The sequence below is a fragment of the uncultured Stenotrophomonas sp. genome (assembly GCF_963519925.1).
In the GTDB taxonomy this organism is placed as follows: domain Bacteria; phylum Pseudomonadota; class Gammaproteobacteria; order Xanthomonadales; family Xanthomonadaceae; genus Stenotrophomonas; species Stenotrophomonas maltophilia_AE.
In genome coordinates this window covers 1-15,349 of the sequence record NZ_CAUQPH010000088.1, presented here as the reverse complement: position 1 = coordinate 15,349, position 15,349 = coordinate 1, and the positions used below count along the sequence as shown (strand labels likewise).

The 15,349-nt window shown below is 66.7% G+C and carries 16 protein-coding genes; 4 read left to right on the top strand and 12 right to left on the bottom strand.

Annotated features, from left to right (window positions below; genetic code table 11):
• A partial coding sequence (locus RWO33_RS14235) for an SURF1 family protein (RefSeq protein WP_314105702.1) occupies positions 1 to 407 on the bottom strand: 407 nt, incomplete at its 3' end.
• Between the two features lie 57 nt (positions 408 to 464).
• Between RWO33_RS14235 and RWO33_RS14230 the strand changes: the two genes are divergently transcribed.
• The gene (locus tag RWO33_RS14230) at positions 465 to 683 is read left to right on the top strand and encodes a twin transmembrane helix small protein (RefSeq protein WP_145481220.1); all 219 of its coding nucleotides are present in this window, start codon (positions 465 to 467) and stop codon (positions 681 to 683) included.
• Between the two features lie 9 nt (positions 684 to 692).
• Here the strand turns inward: RWO33_RS14230 and RWO33_RS14225 are convergent, their stop codons facing one another.
• The 7 genes from RWO33_RS14225 to RWO33_RS14195 all read right to left on the bottom strand — a co-directional run bounded on the left by RWO33_RS14225 (position 693) and on the right by RWO33_RS14195 (position 5,691).
• Positions 693 to 1,571, bottom strand: a complete 879-nt coding sequence (locus tag RWO33_RS14225) for a cytochrome c oxidase subunit 3 (RefSeq protein WP_145481219.1) — start codon at positions 1,569 to 1,571, stop codon at positions 693 to 695.
• A 20-nt stretch (positions 1,572 to 1,591) separates the two neighbouring features.
• Positions 1,592 to 2,182 carry a cytochrome c oxidase assembly protein gene (locus tag RWO33_RS14220; RefSeq protein WP_314105699.1) on the bottom strand — a complete coding sequence of 197 codons (591 nt, stop codon included), beginning with the start codon at positions 2,180 to 2,182 and terminating at the stop codon, positions 1,592 to 1,594.
• The gene (locus RWO33_RS14215) at positions 2,179 to 2,307 is read right to left on the bottom strand and encodes a hypothetical protein (protein ID WP_314105704.1); all 129 of its coding nucleotides are present in this window, start codon (positions 2,305 to 2,307) and stop codon (positions 2,179 to 2,181) included. Before RWO33_RS14215 ends, RWO33_RS14220 begins: the two co-directional genes overlap by 4 nt.
• Before the next feature lie 7 nt (positions 2,308 to 2,314).
• Positions 2,315 to 3,925, bottom strand: coding sequence for a cytochrome c oxidase subunit I (gene ctaD / locus RWO33_RS14210; RefSeq protein ID WP_314105697.1), 1,611 nt, complete (start codon positions 3,923 to 3,925; stop codon positions 2,315 to 2,317).
• 67 nt (positions 3,926 to 3,992) lie between these two features.
• Entirely contained in the window at positions 3,993 to 4,940 is a 948-nt protein-coding gene (coxB, locus tag RWO33_RS14205) for a cytochrome c oxidase subunit II (RefSeq protein WP_314105695.1), read from the bottom strand.
• An 11-nt stretch (positions 4,941 to 4,951) separates the two neighbouring features.
• Complete coding sequence (locus RWO33_RS14200; protein WP_314105693.1) at positions 4,952 to 5,428, bottom strand: DUF2244 domain-containing protein; 477 nt, start codon at positions 5,426 to 5,428, stop codon at positions 4,952 to 4,954.
• Positions 5,429 to 5,511: 83 nt separating this feature from the next.
• Positions 5,512 to 5,691 carry a hypothetical protein gene (locus tag RWO33_RS14195; protein ID WP_314105692.1) on the bottom strand — a complete coding sequence of 60 codons (180 nt, stop codon included), beginning with the start codon at positions 5,689 to 5,691 and terminating at the stop codon, positions 5,512 to 5,514.
• A 12-nt stretch (positions 5,692 to 5,703) separates the two neighbouring features.
• On the opposite strand from RWO33_RS14195, the gene putA reads away from it, so the two are divergent.
• A complete protein-coding gene (gene putA / locus RWO33_RS14190; RefSeq protein ID WP_314105690.1) occupies positions 5,704 to 8,928 on the top strand; it encodes a bifunctional proline dehydrogenase/L-glutamate gamma-semialdehyde dehydrogenase PutA in 3,225 nt (1,074 codons plus the stop codon).
• 104 nt (positions 8,929 to 9,032) lie between these two features.
• Here putA and RWO33_RS14185 read toward each other — a convergent pair whose 3' ends face one another.
• Entirely contained in the window at positions 9,033 to 9,677 is a 645-nt protein-coding gene (locus tag RWO33_RS14185; protein ID WP_314105688.1) for a hypothetical protein, read from the bottom strand.
• Between the two features lie 103 nt (positions 9,678 to 9,780).
• Between RWO33_RS14185 and RWO33_RS14180 the strand changes: the two genes are divergently transcribed.
• A complete protein-coding gene (locus tag RWO33_RS14180; RefSeq protein WP_314105686.1) occupies positions 9,781 to 10,512 on the top strand; it encodes a ThuA domain-containing protein in 732 nt (243 codons plus the stop codon).
• A gap of 407 nt (positions 10,513 to 10,919) precedes the next feature.
• Here RWO33_RS14180 and RWO33_RS14175 read toward each other — a convergent pair whose 3' ends face one another.
• Positions 10,920 to 12,263 (bottom strand): outer membrane protein transport protein, encoded by a 1,344-nt coding sequence (locus RWO33_RS14175; protein WP_314105684.1) that lies wholly within the window; start codon positions 12,261 to 12,263, stop codon positions 10,920 to 10,922.
• A 229-nt stretch (positions 12,264 to 12,492) separates the two neighbouring features.
• Here RWO33_RS14175 and RWO33_RS14170 point away from each other — a divergent pair, with 229 nt between their 5' ends.
• A complete protein-coding gene (locus RWO33_RS14170) occupies positions 12,493 to 13,185 on the top strand; it encodes a rhomboid family intramembrane serine protease (protein WP_145481210.1) in 693 nt (230 codons plus the stop codon).
• Positions 13,186 to 13,232: 47 nt separating this feature from the next.
• Here the strand turns inward: RWO33_RS14170 and RWO33_RS14165 are convergent, their stop codons facing one another.
• The gene (locus tag RWO33_RS14165) at positions 13,233 to 14,729 is read right to left on the bottom strand and encodes a S41 family peptidase (RefSeq protein WP_314105682.1); all 1,497 of its coding nucleotides are present in this window, start codon (positions 14,727 to 14,729) and stop codon (positions 13,233 to 13,235) included.
• 197 nt (positions 14,730 to 14,926) lie between these two features.
• The coding region (locus RWO33_RS14160) for a peptidoglycan DD-metalloendopeptidase family protein (protein ID WP_314105681.1) at positions 14,927 to 15,349 on the bottom strand (423 nt) is incomplete at its 5' end.

Genomic DNA, 15,349 nt, shown 5'->3' with positions numbered 1-15,349 from the left:
GGTGCGAGCAGGCCGGCAATGCGCGCGGCCCCCGCACGCGGGGTGATCGGGGGCAGCTGGCGGTCGGCGGGCATCGGCAGCCAGCCGAGGTCGACCAGCACGTGCGCGCCGGCGGCGCTGCGGAAAGGCTGGTAGACCTTGATCCCGGCGCGCCCTGCGCGGGTCTGGTTGTCGAGCAGCACGGTGCCGGGCAGGAACCGGCCCTCATCCTCCACCCAGCGCAGCTGCGGCGGCGCGGCCTGCGCGTCGGCCAGGGTCAGCGACTGCGCCCGAGCAGGCAGCTGCTGGTCCAGCAGGGCCTGTTTCTCGTGCATGCGCTGCAGCTGCCAGCGGCCCAGCTGGGAGAACGCCACGATCACCAGCACGGCAGCCACCCAGCCGATCAGGCGCGTGTGCTGGCGCATCATGACAACGCCGTCGAAACGCGGTCAGATAGGCGTACCCGCCCTGCCCTCGAGCCGCGCATGAATGATTCGTTGAAGACCCTGCTGGTAATCGCGTTTCTGATCGTCATCGTCTGGAATCTGGGCGCCGGGCTGTACTACCTGCTGGTCGACCGCGGTCAGACCAAGCGCACCGTCAATGCGCTCACCCGCCGCATCGCGGTCTCGGTGGCGCTGATCGTGCTGGTGGCCATCGGCATCTACGGCGGCTGGATCAAGCCGCATGGCATCGGCGGCTGACGCCGGCGGCTACAGCACGTAGACGAACAGGAACAGCATCAGCCAGACCACGTCGACGAAGTGCCAGTACCACGCCGCCGCTTCGAAGCCGAAGTGGTTGTCGCGGGTGAAGTGGCCCTTGGCCGCGCGCAACCACATCACCATCAGCATGATCGTGCCGAGCAGCACATGCGCGCCGTGGAAGCCGGTGAGCATGAAGAAGGTGGAGCCGTAGATGCCCGAGCCGAGGGTGAGGTTCAGTTCCTTGTAGGCGTGGATGTACTCCTCGGCCTGCAGGGTCAGGAAGAAGATGCCGAGCAGCACGGTGATGCCCAGCCACACCAGCAGCTGGCGCCGGTGGCCGGCCTTGAGCGCGTGGTGGGCGATGGTCAGGGTGACGCCGGAGGTGAGCAGGATCAGGGTGTTGATCAGCGGCAGGCCCCAGGCCGGGATGGTCTGGAAGTGGCCACCGATGGCGCCGGGGCCGTTGGTCGGCCAGGCCGCCGAGTAGCCGTCCCACAGCAGTTCATTGGTCATCACCCCGTCGCCGGCGCCGCCCAGCCAGGCCAGGCCCAGGGTGCGGGTGTAGAACAGCGCGCCGAAGAACGCACCGAAGAACATCACCTCCGAGAAGATGAACCACACCATGCCCATGCGGAACGAGCCGTCGACCTGGCGGTTGTAATGGCCCGCCTGCGATTCGCGCACGACGTCGCTGAACCACCAGAACAGGGTCAGCACCAGCATCGCGAGGCCGGCATAGAAGGTCCACTTGCCCCACCCGGCGTCGTTGAGCCAGCTGGCCACGCCCACCATGGTGACCATCATCGCGATGGAACCGACGAAGGGCCACTTGCTGTGGGTGGGCACGAAGTACACGTTGGCGTCGGGGCTGTGCTGTGCGGCCATGGTCGGTATCCAGGTACGTATCAGGGTGCCGAGCGCGCGCTGGCCGGCGGAGCTGCCGTGGCCAGCTGCGCCGACAGCGCGTCGTTCTTGTAGAACGTGTAGGACAGGGTGATGGTCTTGATGTTGGCGGGCAGGTCGGGGTCGACGATGAAACGCACCGGCATGTCGCGTTTCTCGCCGGCCACCAGGGTCTGCGCGGTGAAGCAGAAGCATTCGGTCTTGCTGAAGTAGCCCGAGGCCTTGGCCGGTGCCACCGACGGCACCGCGCTGCCCACCAGCGGGCGGTCGCTGTCGTTGCGCGCGTAGTACAGCGCCTCGTTGAGCTCGCCGGGCACCACGTCCATGCTCAACTGCTCGGGATGGAACGCCCACGGCAGTTTCGAATTGACCCCGCCGTCAAATTCCACCCGCACGGTGCGCCGGGCGGCCGCCGGGGCGCCGCTCGCGTCGGCGCCCGGCCCGCGCTCCAGGCGCACGCCGAACACCTTTTCGCAGGCGATGCGGTACAGCGGCACCAGCGAGAAGGTCAGCACGAACACCGCCACCGCCACCCCGATCAGGCGCGGAAGCCCGGCATGCGGCGCGGGCGTGGCGGGGCGCGGTGCGCTCATCTGCCCAGCACCCCGCTCAGGATGAAGCCCACATAGACCAGCACGGCCACCGCGCCCACCCACAGCGCGGTGCGGCGGGCGCGTTTACGGCGCTGGATGAAGTCGGGGTCGGTCATGTCCTGCATGCGCGCCTCAATGGATGATGTCGTCGTGGGCCAGGTCGCCCGGGCGGATGGTCGGCGGCACGGTGAAGGTATGCGCCGGAGCCGGTGACGGCACCGTCCACTCCAGCCCACGTGCGCCCTCCCACGAACGATCGGCCGCCTTTTCGCCGTTGCGCAGCGACGCGATCAGGATCGCAGCCATCATGAACGGGGTGACGAACATGCCGAACGCACCGATCGAGCTGATCAGGTTCCAGTCGGCGAAGGCCACGCTGTAATCGGGAATGCGCCGCGGCATGCCGGCCAGGCCCAGGAAGTGCTGCGGGAAGAACAGCAGGTTCACGAACACGATCGACCACCAGAAGTGCACCTTGGCCCAGAACTCGCTGTACATCCGCCCGGTCCACTTCGGCCACCAGTAGTACACCGCGGCGATCAGCGCGAACACCGCGCCGGTGACCAGCACGTAATGGAAGTGCGCGACCACGAAGTAGGTGTCGTGGTACTGGAAGTCGGCCACCACGATGGCCAGCATCAGGCCGGAGAAACCGCCGATGGTGAACAGGATGACGAAGGCCACCGCCCACAGCATCGGCGCTTCAAAGGTGAGCGAACCGCGCCACATGGTGCTCACCCAGTTGAACACCTTCACCCCGGTCGGGATGGAGATCAGCATGGTGGCGAACATGAAGTAGATTTCGCCGCCCAGCGGCATGCCCACGGTGAACATGTGGTGGGCCCAGACGATGAACGACAGGAACGCGATGGCGGCGATGGCGTAGACCATGGCCTGGTAGCCGAACAGCGGCTTACGGCTGAAGGTGGGGATGATCTCGCTGACCACGCCGAACGCCGGCAGGATCATGATGTACACCTCCGGGTGGCCGAAGAACCAGAAGATGTGCTGGAACATCACCGGGTCGCCGCCGCCGGCCGCGTTGAAGAAGCTGGTGCCGAAGAACTTGTCGGTGAGCAGCATGGTCACCGCACCGGCCAGCACCGGCATCACCGCGATCAGCAGGAACGCGGTGATCAGCCAGGACCAGCAGAAGATCGGCATCTTCAGCAGGTCGATGCCCGGGGCGCGCATGTTGAGCACGGTGGCGATGATGTTGATCGCGCCCATGATCGAACTGATGCCGGCCACGTGGATCGCGAACACGGTGAACGCTACGTTGTAGCCCCCCTGCAGCGACAGCGGCGGGTACAGCGTCCAGCCACCGGCCGGGGCGCCGCCGGGCAGCGCGAAGGTGAGCAGCAGCAGGCTGAAGGCCACCGGCAGCAGCCAGAATGACCAGTTGTTCATGCGCGGCAGCGCCATGTCCGGCGCGCCCACCTGCAGCGGGATCATCCAGTTGGCCAGGCCGACGAAGGCCGGCATCACGCCGCCGAAAATCATCACCAGCGCATGCACGGTGGTGAGCTGGTTGAAGGTTTCCGGTTTCACGAACTGCAGGCCGGGCTGCATCAGTTCGGCGCGGATGATCACGCTCATCGCCGCACCGATGATGAACATGATGAAGCTGAAGAGCAGATACAGCGTGCCGATGTCCTTGTGGTTGGTCGAGAAGAACCAACGCTCGAAGAACGACTGCTGATGCCCGTGATGCCCGTCGTGATCAACTGCGGTATGCGCCATCGCAACTACACCTCATTGGTTCCGCTGGTAGCCACGCGCACCGTGCGGCGCGCGCGGTTCGATGATGTCAGGCGTTGCCCGGCGCCGCGTCCGGCGCGGGCGCCGGTACTGCCGGTGCCGCCGGTGCGGCAGCAGGCGTTGCCTCCGGGGTGGCTTCGGGCGCGGCCGGTGCCGGCGCCGGATCGGCCGCCTTCGGGCGCTTTTCCGCCAGCCACTTCTGGAAGTCGTCCTTGGACACCGCCTCGACCACGATCGGCATGAAGCCATGGTCCTTGCCGCACAGCTCGGCGCACTGGCCGCGGTAGACGCCGACCTGCTCGATGTTGGTCCAGGCCTCGTTGATGAAGCCGGGAATGGCGTCCTGTTTCCAGCCGAGCGCGGGCACCCACCACGCATGGATCACGTCGTCGGAAGTGATCACGAAGCGCACCTTGGTGTCGACCGGCAACACCAGGCGATTGTCCACGTCGAGCAGGTAGTGCGGGTGGGTTTCGCGGTCGGGCACCTTGCCGCTCTGCCGGACCCGGTCCGATTCACGGTCCAGGCGGCTGGTGAAGCTGACGTCCTCACCCAGGTATTCGTATTTCCACATCCACTGGTAGCCGGTGACCTTGACGGTCATTTCGGCATCGCGGGTGTCGTAGAACTTGATCAGGTTGGCGGTGGCCGGCCAGGCCATCACCACCAGAATCAGCACCGGAATGACCGTCCAGATCACCTCGGCCTTGGTGTTGTGGCTGAAGGTGGCGGCGACCGCGCCCTTGGATTTGCGGAACTTGAAGATGGCATAGAACATCGCGCCGAACACCAGCACGCCGATGACCGTACACACCCACAGCGAGAACATGTTGGATTCCCACGCCAGGCGCGAGCTCTGGGTGACCCCCTTGCCCATGTTCAGCTGCCACGGAACCGGGTCGGCCGCCTGGGCCCACGCCAGTGCCGGCGCCATCAGCGCTGCCCCGTACCCCACTGCCTTTGCGAACTGCGTGCCCCACTTTCTGCGTTGCTTCATTGCCTAGACCCTTAGCGTCGTCGGTTGCAGCCATCGCTGGCCACGAGCAAGCCTTCTAGTGTCTCTGCCAGTGCCTGGCGTTCGGCTGGTGCGAGGAAACTCCCCACTTCCACCTGCCTACCGCTGGACGCAAGCCGGACCCTCGTTTCGTCGGCGAGCAGGCGCACCCAATGCGGATGTGCGCTGAACACCGGCAATTGACCGGGTGCGGGGATCACCTCCACGCACGCCGGCACTACCCGGATTTCTTCCTGCCGTTCACCCCTGCGCCACAACGCGCGCAGTGCCGCTGCCAGCAACAGGCTGTACAGCAGCGCAAACAAGGGGGCGAACACGTTGCCGGTGAACCAGCCCAGGGCGGCCACCAGCCACATCACCCCCGCCAACACAGCAAACAACAGGACGAACTGCCGGGCATCGAGCGCCCGTGGGGGACGCAGCCGCAGTTGCGTTCCTGATCCGTCCGGAGCTGTCAGCACCTCGATCATGTCGCAACCGCGTTTTCCTGCCGCGGGAAACGTCTCGATGGTAGCCCTGCTGTCGCGCGAGCCGCAAGGGTGCATTCACAATTTCAGGGATGGTGCAATACAGCATAAGCATCGGCGGCCGATTTGACGGAAACGGCACACTTTTTGACAGCCCTGCCTGATCCGCCGAATCCCCCTGTATGAAAGGCTATGAACGACGTCGGCAGTGCCTTGCCGATTGTTTCCAGGGATGAAAAAGCGATTAAAATGGTCAAGTTCTCCATGAGCCAACCGGCATGACCGCATCTTCCGCGCTTCCCCCTGCCCCGGCCCCGTCCGGCGCCTCCCGCCCGCCGCTGCTGTCACCCGAGCTGCCGGTCGTTCCCAATGCGTTCCGCCAGGCGATCACCGATGCCTGGATGAAGGACGAGGCCAGCCACGTGCGCGAGCTGCTGGCGCAGGCACGCCTGCCGGCCGACGAACAGGCCGCCGTGCAGGCCACCGCCGCCGACCTGGTGGCGCGCGTGCGGGTGCGCGCCAAGGACCAGGGCGCGATCGAAGCCTTCATGCGCCAGTACGACCTCGGCAGCGAAGAAGGCGTGCTGCTGATGTGCGTGGCCGAAGCGCTGCTGCGCATTCCCGACCAGGACACCGCCGACAAGCTGATCCGCGACAAGCTCGGCGAAGCGGACTGGAAGAAACACCTGGGCGGCAGTGATTCGGTACTGGTCAACGCCTCGACCTGGGGCCTGATGCTCACCGGCCACATCGTGCAGATCAACGATGCCACCCGTTCCGACGTGCCCGGTGCGTTCGCACGCCTGATGGGCCGCGTGGGCGAGCCGGTGATCCGCCTGGCCGTGCGCCAGGCGATGAAGATCATGGGCCATCAGTTCGTCATGGGTCGCACCATCGACGAAGCGCTGTCGCGCTCGCACAAGGGCGACAACGCCAGCTACCGCTATTCGTTCGACATGCTCGGCGAAGGCGCGCTGACCATGAAGGACGCCAAGCGTTACCTGGAAGACTACCGCCGCGCGATCCACTCCATCGGCGGCGACCACAAGGCCCGTGGCGGCCGTCCGGACGGCGACGTCAACGCGGCACCGGGCATCTCGATCAAGCTGTCGGCGCTGTATCCGCGCTATGAACACGCCAAGCGCGCGCGGGTGATGGCCGACCTGGTGCCCGGCGTACTGGAGCTGGCGCAGCTGGCCAGGTCTTACGGCATCGGCTGCACGGTGGATGCCGAGGAAACCGACCGCCTGGAACTGTCGCTGGACATCATCGAGAAGGTGGTGAGCGATGCTTCACTGGCCGGCTGGGAAGGCTTCGGCGTGGTGGTGCAGGCGTACCAGAAGCGCACCCCGTACACGATCGATTACCTGGCCGACCTGGCCCGCCGCATCGGTCGCCGCCTGCAGGTGCGCCTGGTCAAGGGCGCCTACTGGGACGCGGAGATCAAGGTCGCGCAGATCGACGGCCTGCCGGCCTACCCGGTGTTCACCCGCAAGCAGAACACCGACGTGTCTTACCTGGCCTGCACCAAGCGCCTGTTCTCGCACGCCGACGCGCTGTACCCGATGTTCGCCACGCACAACGCGCACACCATCGCGGCGGTGAAGGCGATCGCCAAGGGCGGCCAGTACGAGCACCAGAAGCTGCACGGCATGGGCGATGACCTGTATGCCGAAGTGGTGCCGGCCAACCGCCTGAACGTGCCGTGCCGCGTGTACGCGCCGGTGGGTTCGCACGAAGACCTGCTGCCGTACCTGGTGCGACGCCTGCTCGAGAACGGCGCCAACTCCAGCTTCGTCAACCGCATCACCGACGAAGACGTGGCCATCGACGACCTGATCCGCGATCCGGTTGAAGCGGTTGCTTCGTTCGATTCCATTCCACACCCGAAAATCCCGCTGCCGGTCGACCTGCTGCGCAGCCAGAACCACGACAGGAAGAACTCCATGGGCGTCAATCTCGCCAACGACAACGATCTGCGCGCCCTGGCCGAGCAGCTCAACGCGGCGGTCAAGCCGTGGCAGGCCGCCCCGCTGGTGCCGGGTGCGCAGCCGACCGGCGCGCTGGTCAACGTGATCAACCCGGCCGACACCCGCCAGGTGATCGGGCAGTGGCAGCCGGCCGACAGCGCCACCGTGGAAAAGGCGCTGGCCAATGCCGTGGCCGCGCAGCCGCAGTGGAACCGCACCCCGGCCGCCAGCCGCGCGGCGATCCTGGAGCATGCGGCCGACCAGCTGGAAGCACGCATGCCGGAGTTCATGGCGCTGTGCGTGAAGGAAGCCGGCAAGAGCCTGCCCGACGGCATCGCCGAAGTGCGCGAAGCGGTGGACTTCCTGCGCTACTACGCCAAGCAGGCACGCGAGCAGTTCGGCCACGCCGAAAAGCTGCCCAGCCCGACCGGCGAATCCAACGAGCTGCAGCTGCACGGTCGTGGCGTGTTCGTGTGCATCAGCCCGTGGAACTTCCCGCTGGCGATCTTCCTGGGCCAGGTTGCCGCTGCGCTGGCCGCAGGCAACAGCGTGATCGCCAAGCCGGCCGAACAGACCAACCTGATCGGCTACTACGCGGTGAAGCTGCTGCTGGATGCCGGCATTCCCGACGGCGTGGTGCAGTTCCTGCCGGGCGATGGCGCCACCGTCGGCGCGGCGCTCACCGCCGACCCGCGCGTGGCCGGCGTGGCCTTCACCGGTTCGACCGACACCGCGCGCGCGATCAACCGTGCGATGGCCGCACGCGACGCCGCCATCGGCGTGCTGATCGCCGAAACCGGCGGCCAGAATGCCTTCATCGCCGATTCCTCGGCGCTGCCGGAACAGCTGGTCAAGGACGCCATCGGTTCGGCCTTCACCTCGGCCGGCCAGCGCTGCTCGGCCGCGCGCGTGCTGTTCGTGCAGGACGATATCGCCGACAAGGTGATGACCATGCTCGCCGGTGCGATGGCCGAACTGAAGATCGGCGACCCGGGCCTGCTGTCCACCGACGTCGGCCCGGTGATCGACGCCGATGCACTGCAGATCCTGCAGGAACACGCGCTGCGCATGGAAAAGGAAGCGCGCCTGATCGCTGCGGCCGAGCTCAGCGAAGCCGCCGCGCATGGCACCTTCTTCGCGCCGCGCGCGTACGAACTGAAGAACCTGGACCAGCTGCACAAGGAAATCTTCGGGCCGGTGCTGCACGTGATCCGTTGGAAGGGCGACCAGCTCGATGCGGTGATCGACCAGATCAACGCCACCGGCTACGGCCTCACCCTGGGCGTGCATTCGCGCATCGATGAAACCGTGGAGCGCATTTCCTCGCGCATCAACGTGGGCAATGTGTACGTCAACCGCAACCAGATCGGTGCGGTGGTGGGCGTGCAGCCGTTCGGCGGCCAGGGCCTGTCGGGTACCGGTCCGAAGGCCGGTGGTCCGCACTACCTGCTGCGTTTTGCCACCGAAAAGACCGTGACCGTGAACACCACGGCCGCCGGTGGCAATGCTTCGCTGCTGACCCTGGGCGATTGATTCCGGCAGCGGGGCAGAGCCCCGCTCTACCGCGCTCGGATTGTCGTCGGATCAATGAAAAACCCCGCTGAAAAGCGGGGTTTTTCGTGTCTGCCGCAGTCGCTTCAGTCGGCGTGGATCGCTTCGATCTCATCACGCATCAGCAGCTCTTCGCCCATGTAGCGCTCGAACCTGATGCGGCCGAAACCGGCCGCGTACCAGGCTTCGATGCGGTTGTCTTCGAAGGTTGCGGTGAGGTGGCAACTGTTTTTGAAGGTGCGCGGTTCATTGTCGACCTCGGCCTGCACGTCTTCGAAGTCGACGAAGGTGTAGTCGGTGAAGCCGTCGTAGTCGATCGGGGTGACCGTTTCCTCGACGTGGTGGGTGCGCTCACCCTGGCCGCTGAGCTGGAAGCGCTCGCCCGGCTTCGCGCGCTCCGGGAAGGTCGGCGCGGGCTTGAAGGTGTCGGTCATCACCGGCTGGGCGGCGTCGCCACCCCATGCGGAAATGCCATAGCGCTCCTCGCCCAGCAGCTGCCGGCCGCTGGCATCGTAATAGCTGGCCATGCCGACGCCACCACCGGCGCTGTGCACCTTGATGGCGTCCTGGCCGTTGAAGGTGGCCTGCTCGATGGTCAGCGTCTCATCGCCGTTGGACCAGCGCAGGCCGGGCGTGAGGGTGAAGCAGGCGGCGAAATCGGCGGCGGAGGCCGGTGCGGCCAGCGCGGACAGGCCGAGGGCCAGGGTGGTGCGGAGTAGAACGGGCGACATGTGGTGTCCTTGTCATGGATCGTGGAGCGGTCCCTGCGCCGCGTGCCGGACGGTCCGGGTCGGCGCGGACCGGGATTGTACGTGGCTGTGGCATGATCCAGCCATGCGCCCGATTGTCCTGCCGATCCTGCTGGCGATGTGCCTGTCCACCGTTCCGGCCGCCATGGCGGCGGCCTCGGAGCGCGTGCTGGTGTTCACCCATACCGCCAAGTTCCGCCACGACTCGATCCCGACGGCGGTGAGCACGTTGCGCCTGCTGGCGGAGCGCGAGCGGTTGACGGTGGACCAGAGCGAGAACCCGGCCGATTTCAACGACGCCAACCTCGCCCGCTACCGGGTGGTGGTGTTCGCCAACACCACCGGCGATGTACTCGACGCGACGCAGCAGCAGGCCATGCAGGCCTTCATCCGCGGCGGCGGTGGTTTCATGGGCGTGCATTCGGCGGCGGATACCGAGTACGAGTGGCCGTGGTATGGGCAGCTGGTCGGCGCCTACTTCAAGAACCACCCCGAGGGCCTGCAGTTCAGCCGGGTGCAGCCGGAGCGCGACGGCAAGGCGCACGGCAACGCGTGGCCGGTGCGCGACGAGCTGTACAACTACCGCAGCAATCCGCGTCCTGCCGTGCAGGTGATCGCCACGGTGGACGAACGCCTGTACCAGGGCGGCACGATGGGCGCCGACCATCCCATCGCGTGGTGCCACGCCTTCGATGGCGGCCGCAGCTGGTACACCGGCCTGGGGCATGACGCGGCGCTGTACCGCAACCGCGACTTCCAGGCACAGCTGCGCCAGGGCCTGTTGTACGCCGCAGGACGCTCACCCGCGTGCGGGTAGAGCCGACTGTCAGTCGGCTGCCGTTGTAAGCCGCAGGACGTTCGCCCGCGTGCGGGTAGAGCCGACTGTCAGTCGGCTGCCGTTGTAAGCCGCAGGACGTTCGCCCGCGTGCGGGTAGAGCCGACTGTCAGTCGGCTGCCGTTCGCATGAAGCCGTAGACCGCGCGTAGAGCAGCCGACTAACAGTCGGCGCTACCGGTGCGGTTTCGCAATCGGGTCCGCATCCGGTTTCGCATCCGGTTTCGCATCCGGGTCCGCATCCGGGTCCGCATCCGGGTCCGCATCCGGGTCCGCATACCGTTTCGCATCCGGTTTCGCATCCGGTTTCGCATCCGATTGCCGACCCACAACGCAGAAGGCCCCGCTTGCGCGGGGCCTTCCGGTGTTACCCGGCGCGAACGCCGTGGATCAGAACTTGTAGTTGAACGAGGCCGCCAGCACGTCGCCGCGGACCTTGTACTTGCCGTTCAGCGAGTTGCCCTGGTTGTTCGTGGTGGCCGGAACGATGACGTTCGGGTCGCTGGTGAACAGGTGGGTGTAACCGAAGTTGTATTCGGTGTTCGCCGACGGGGTCCAGCCCACGCCCAGCGACAGCCACTTGCGGCTGGTGTCCGGCACGCGGACGTCGCGGTGTGCGTCGGTGGTCGGGGTCTGGTCGTATGCCACGCCGCCACGCAGGGTGACGGTGTCGCTCAGCTTGAAGTCGGTACCGAGCGAGACGAAGGTCGTGTCGCGGTAGCCGAATTCCAGCACCGAGTCCGGCTGCGCCGACGCGTAGTCGATGGTGACCTGGTCGAACGCGGTCGACCAGGCAGTGCGGGTGACGTCACCCATCACGGTCCAGCGGTCGTTGACGTTGTGGGTGATGCTCATCGTGGCCGAGGCCGGCAGGGTCACGGTGGTTTTGCCCGAGGTGGTCACGAAGCGACCCGGCTGGGCAACCGCCAGCACGGCAGCCGCATTGCCCGGCACGTCGAAGGTAGCGTCGCCGCCGGTGATCTTGTGCTCGACCTTGGAGCGGTAGCTGAAGCCGATGTGGGTGTTCTCATCGGGGCTGAACAGACCGCCGACGGTCCAGCCCACGGCGTTGTTGTCGCCTTCGACGGTCAGCTTGCCATCGGCGCTGCCCGGGGCGAAGCCCGGCACGCGGGACTGGGCCAGCGCGGTGCCGAAGTCGATGTTGTTGCTCAGTTCGATGGTCAGGTGCTCAACGAACACCGACGCGCCGAAGGACACGTACGGGTTGACGTCGTACGAGGCGGCAAAGCCCAGGTCGATCGCCTTCAGGTCGGTCTTCAGGCCGCTGTAGCGACCCACCCAGCCATTGTCGTAATCGGTCTTGAAGCCGAACGGGGCGGTCAGCGACACGCCGAAGTGGGCCTGTTCGCCGATCGGCATGTGGAAGTACGCGGCCGGAACCGGGGCGATCATGCCGGCGTCGCCGCCGTCACCGCCGGTCTGCGGCTGGCCGGTCGGCTTGCGGCCGGTGCCTTCGTATTCGGCCTTGAAGCTGATGGCGCTCAGGTCGCCCTGGATCTGCATGCCCTCCAGCTGGCGCATGCCGGCCGGGTTGACGGCCATGATCGAGGCATCGCCCTGGGCGGAGCCCGAACCGGCGAAGGCGCGGCCGAGGCCCTTGGCGCTGTTTTCCTTCAGCTGGAAGGCGGCGGCGTTGACGTGGCCAACGGCCAGCACGCCGGCGATGCCGACAGCCAGGGCGGTGACGCGGGCGAGGGTGGAAGCGGTATGCATCGTGTGTTCTCTCCGGAAATGCGTGTGGTTTTGTCTACGCGCGCCTGCGCCGCTTCCGGTCCCGAAAGACTGGAAACAACGCGCCGGAGTCCCCTCCCGACATACGACGCCGTATGCGAGTATACCCAGACCGGTTAATGAAACAATAACGCGATCAGCCGCTTTGGCTATTCAGGCTGAACCCGCGATTACTCCCTCCAGCCGCCGCCCACGGTAGGCTAGCGCCCACATGTTCGTCTCGCTCCCTTCGCGCAAGAAATCCGCCGTCCGCTGGGCCACGCCCCTGCTGTTCGCGACGTTGTGGGCGGCGTTCCTGTGGTCGATCTCCCGACCCGGCGACGCCCGCCGCAGCCTGTGGATGGACTGGGGCGCGCTGTCGACCGGGCTGACCCGGCCACTGGACTGGTGGGCCACCTTCGAAGACGGCAGCGTGCTGCGCCTGTTCACCGCGCTGTTCCTGCACGCGGACTGGTCGCACCTGCTGGGCAACCTGGTCTTCCTGCTGATCTTCGGCTTTCCTGCCGAGCGCGTGCTGGGGCCGTGGCGGCTGATGCTGCTGTTCCTGGTCGGTGGGGCGATCTCCAACCTCACTGCGATCTACACCATGGGCAGCCCGGACCAGATCATCATCGGTGCCAGTGGCGCGGTGTCGGCGCTGATCGGTGCCTACCTGGCCCTGTTCCCCGGTGCACGGCTGGGCGTGGTGATTCCGCTGGGGCTGTTCTTGGAATTCGTGCGCGCCCCGGCCTACCTGTTGATCGGGGTGTGGGCCGGGCTGCAGGTGGTGTTTGCCTACATCGGCCCCAGCTTCGGCATGGTGGCCTGGTGGGCGCACATTGCCGGGTTCGTGTTCGGGTTGGGGTATGGGGTGTACGTGCGCGCGGCCATTGCCCGGCGCCTGCGGAAGCGGCACGGGTTCTGAGGCGCGGCGCGGTGGCGCCGGCGCACGACCAACGGTCGTGCGCTACCTCAGGGTTTGGGTTCCGGTTTGGGTTCCGGTTTGGGTTCCGGTTTGGGTTCCGGTTTGGGTTCCGGTTCCGATTTGGCTTCGGGCTTGGCTTCGGGCTTGGCTTCGGGCTTGGCTTCGGGTTTGGGTTCCGGCTTCTGTTCGGGCTTCTGCGTGGGCCGGCCAACGGCCGGCGCTACCGGTTTCTGCTTTGCTGCTACTGAGCCGGGCTGTTTCAGTTCGGCCAGCGCGTCCTTGATCGGGCCGTCGCCGGGCAGCACGTCGCCGGCCTGGTAGCCTTCGACCCCTTCGTCGTCGCCGCGCAGGTGCCCCGGCAGGGTCGCTTCGCTGTAGTCGCTCAGGCTGGCGGGCAGCTCGTCCTGTTCGCCCGGCTTTTTCTCCGGCAGCAGCACCACGTCCGGCACGATGCCGGTGGCCTGGATGGATTTGCCACTGGGGGTGTAGTAGCGCGCAGTGGTCAGCTTGACCGAGTCGCCGTTGTCCAGCGGCAGCACGGTCTGCACCGAGCCCTTGCCGAAGGTACGGCTGCCGACCACGCGGGCACGTCCGTTGTCGCGCAGCGCACCGGCCAGCACTTCCGAGGCGCTGGCCGAGCCGGCGTCGGTCAATACCACCACCGGTGCGCCCTTGAGCAGGTCGCCCGGGGTGGCGTCGAAGCGCGCGTCGCTGATCGAGATGCGGCCACGGGTGCTGACGATGTTGCCCTTGTCGAGCAGGTCGTCGGCGACCTGTACGGCGGCGGTCAGCAGGCCGCCCGGATTGCTGCGCAGGTCGAGCACCAACCCCTTGAGCGTGCCGCCGGCCTGCTGCTGCAGCTGCGCCACGTGCTTCTGGAAATCGGCACCGGTGTCGGCCTGGAAGGTGCTCAGGCGGATGTAGCCATAGCCCGGCTCGAGCATGCGGCTGCGCACGCTGGTGACGCGGATGGTTTCGCGGGTGATCGGCACGTCGAACGGCTTGGGCTTGCCCTCGCGCACGATGGTCAGCACGACCTTGCTGCCGGCCTTGCCACGCAGGGGTTCGGTGGCCTCGATGGCGCTGATCGGCTTGCCATCGATGGCGATGATCAGGTCGCCGGCGAGGATGCCGGCCTTGGCCGCCGGGGTGTCGTCGATCGGGGAGATCACTTTTAGGCTGCTGTTGTCGGGCTGCTGCTGCAGCTCCACGCCGATGCCTTCATAGGCGCCTTCGGCCTGCTCGTCGAAAGCCTCGGCATCTTCCTTGTCGAAGTAGGTGCTGTGCGGATCCAGGTCCAGCAACAGCCCACGGATCGCGGATTGCATCAGTTTCTTGTCGTCCACCGGCTCCACGTAGGCGGCGCGCACCGCGTTGTACACGCCCACGTAGCGGCGGATTTCCTCCAGCGGCACGCGCGAGGTGACTGCTTCTTCCGCGGAGGCGGCATCGCCAGCGCGTTCCGGAACCGGGGCGGTCTGCTGTGCCCATGACAGCGCCGGCACCAGGGCCAGCAGCAGGGTGGCGGAACGGGCTACGCGCATGAAGCACTCCAGGGTGAGCGGGGGACGGGAACAGGCGCACCAGCGATGCGCCGCCCGATTATGCGCGAACGCACGGTAAATTCCCGTTGAACAACCCACCGGTAGAGCCACGCCCTGCGTGGCTGTCGCACCAGATCCACCGGCTGCCCATTACGCCGCAACCCGTAGAGCCACGCCCTGCGTGGCTACACGTATACCTACCGGCGCTGCAACCACGAAGAAGGATCCACCGGCTGTCCGTTACGCCGCAATTCAAAGTACAGCGCCGTGACTCCCTGCCCGCCCGAGTTACCCACCTTCGCCACGGCATCGCCCTTCTTCACCGTGCCGCCGGCATCGCGCAGCAGGGTGTCGTTGTGGGCGTAAAGGCTCATGTAGCCGTTGCCGTGGTCCACGATCAGGATCATGCCGTAGCCCGTCATCCAGTCGGAAAACACCACGGTGCCGTCGGCCACGGCAGTCACCGTGCTGCCGGCTGCGGCGCCGATCAGGACGCCGCTGCTGGTGCGCCCGTCCGGCAGCTTGCCGCCGTAACGCGCCAGCAGGTTGCCCGACAACGGCCAGCCCAGCCCGCCGACCTTCGGGGCGGGCGCCGAGGCCACCGCGGGCGGCGTCTTGCC

Coding starts and splice junctions, on each gene's coding strand:
- RWO33_RS14165 (WP_314105682.1), bottom strand. CDS start 14,729: ATGCGCGTAGCCCGTTCCGCCACCCTGCTGCTGGCCCTGGTGCCGGCG.
- RWO33_RS14230 (WP_145481220.1), top strand. CDS start 465: ATGAATGATTCGTTGAAGACCCTGCTGGTAATCGCGTTTCTGATCGTC.
- RWO33_RS14225 (WP_145481219.1), bottom strand. CDS start 1,571: ATGGCCGCACAGCACAGCCCCGACGCCAACGTGTACTTCGTGCCCACC.
- RWO33_RS14170 (WP_145481210.1), top strand. CDS start 12,493: ATGTTCGTCTCGCTCCCTTCGCGCAAGAAATCCGCCGTCCGCTGGGCC.
- RWO33_RS14185 (WP_314105688.1), bottom strand. CDS start 9,677: ATGTCGCCCGTTCTACTCCGCACCACCCTGGCCCTCGGCCTGTCCGCG.
- RWO33_RS14180 (WP_314105686.1), top strand. CDS start 9,781: ATGCGCCCGATTGTCCTGCCGATCCTGCTGGCGATGTGCCTGTCCACC.
- RWO33_RS14175 (WP_314105684.1), bottom strand. CDS start 12,263: ATGCATACCGCTTCCACCCTCGCCCGCGTCACCGCCCTGGCTGTCGGC.
- RWO33_RS14195 (WP_314105692.1), bottom strand. CDS start 5,691: ATGGAGAACTTGACCATTTTAATCGCTTTTTCATCCCTGGAAACAATC.
- putA (WP_314105690.1), top strand. CDS start 5,704: ATGACCGCATCTTCCGCGCTTCCCCCTGCCCCGGCCCCGTCCGGCGCC.
- RWO33_RS14220 (WP_314105699.1), bottom strand. CDS start 2,182: ATGAGCGCACCGCGCCCCGCCACGCCCGCGCCGCATGCCGGGCTTCCG.
- RWO33_RS14200 (WP_314105693.1), bottom strand. CDS start 5,428: ATGATCGAGGTGCTGACAGCTCCGGACGGATCAGGAACGCAACTGCGG.
- ctaD (WP_314105697.1), bottom strand. CDS start 3,925: ATGGCGCATACCGCAGTTGATCACGACGGGCATCACGGGCATCAGCAG.
- coxB (WP_314105695.1), bottom strand. CDS start 4,940: ATGAAGCAACGCAGAAAGTGGGGCACGCAGTTCGCAAAGGCAGTGGGG.
- RWO33_RS14215 (WP_314105704.1), bottom strand. CDS start 2,307: ATGCAGGACATGACCGACCCCGACTTCATCCAGCGCCGTAAACGCGCC.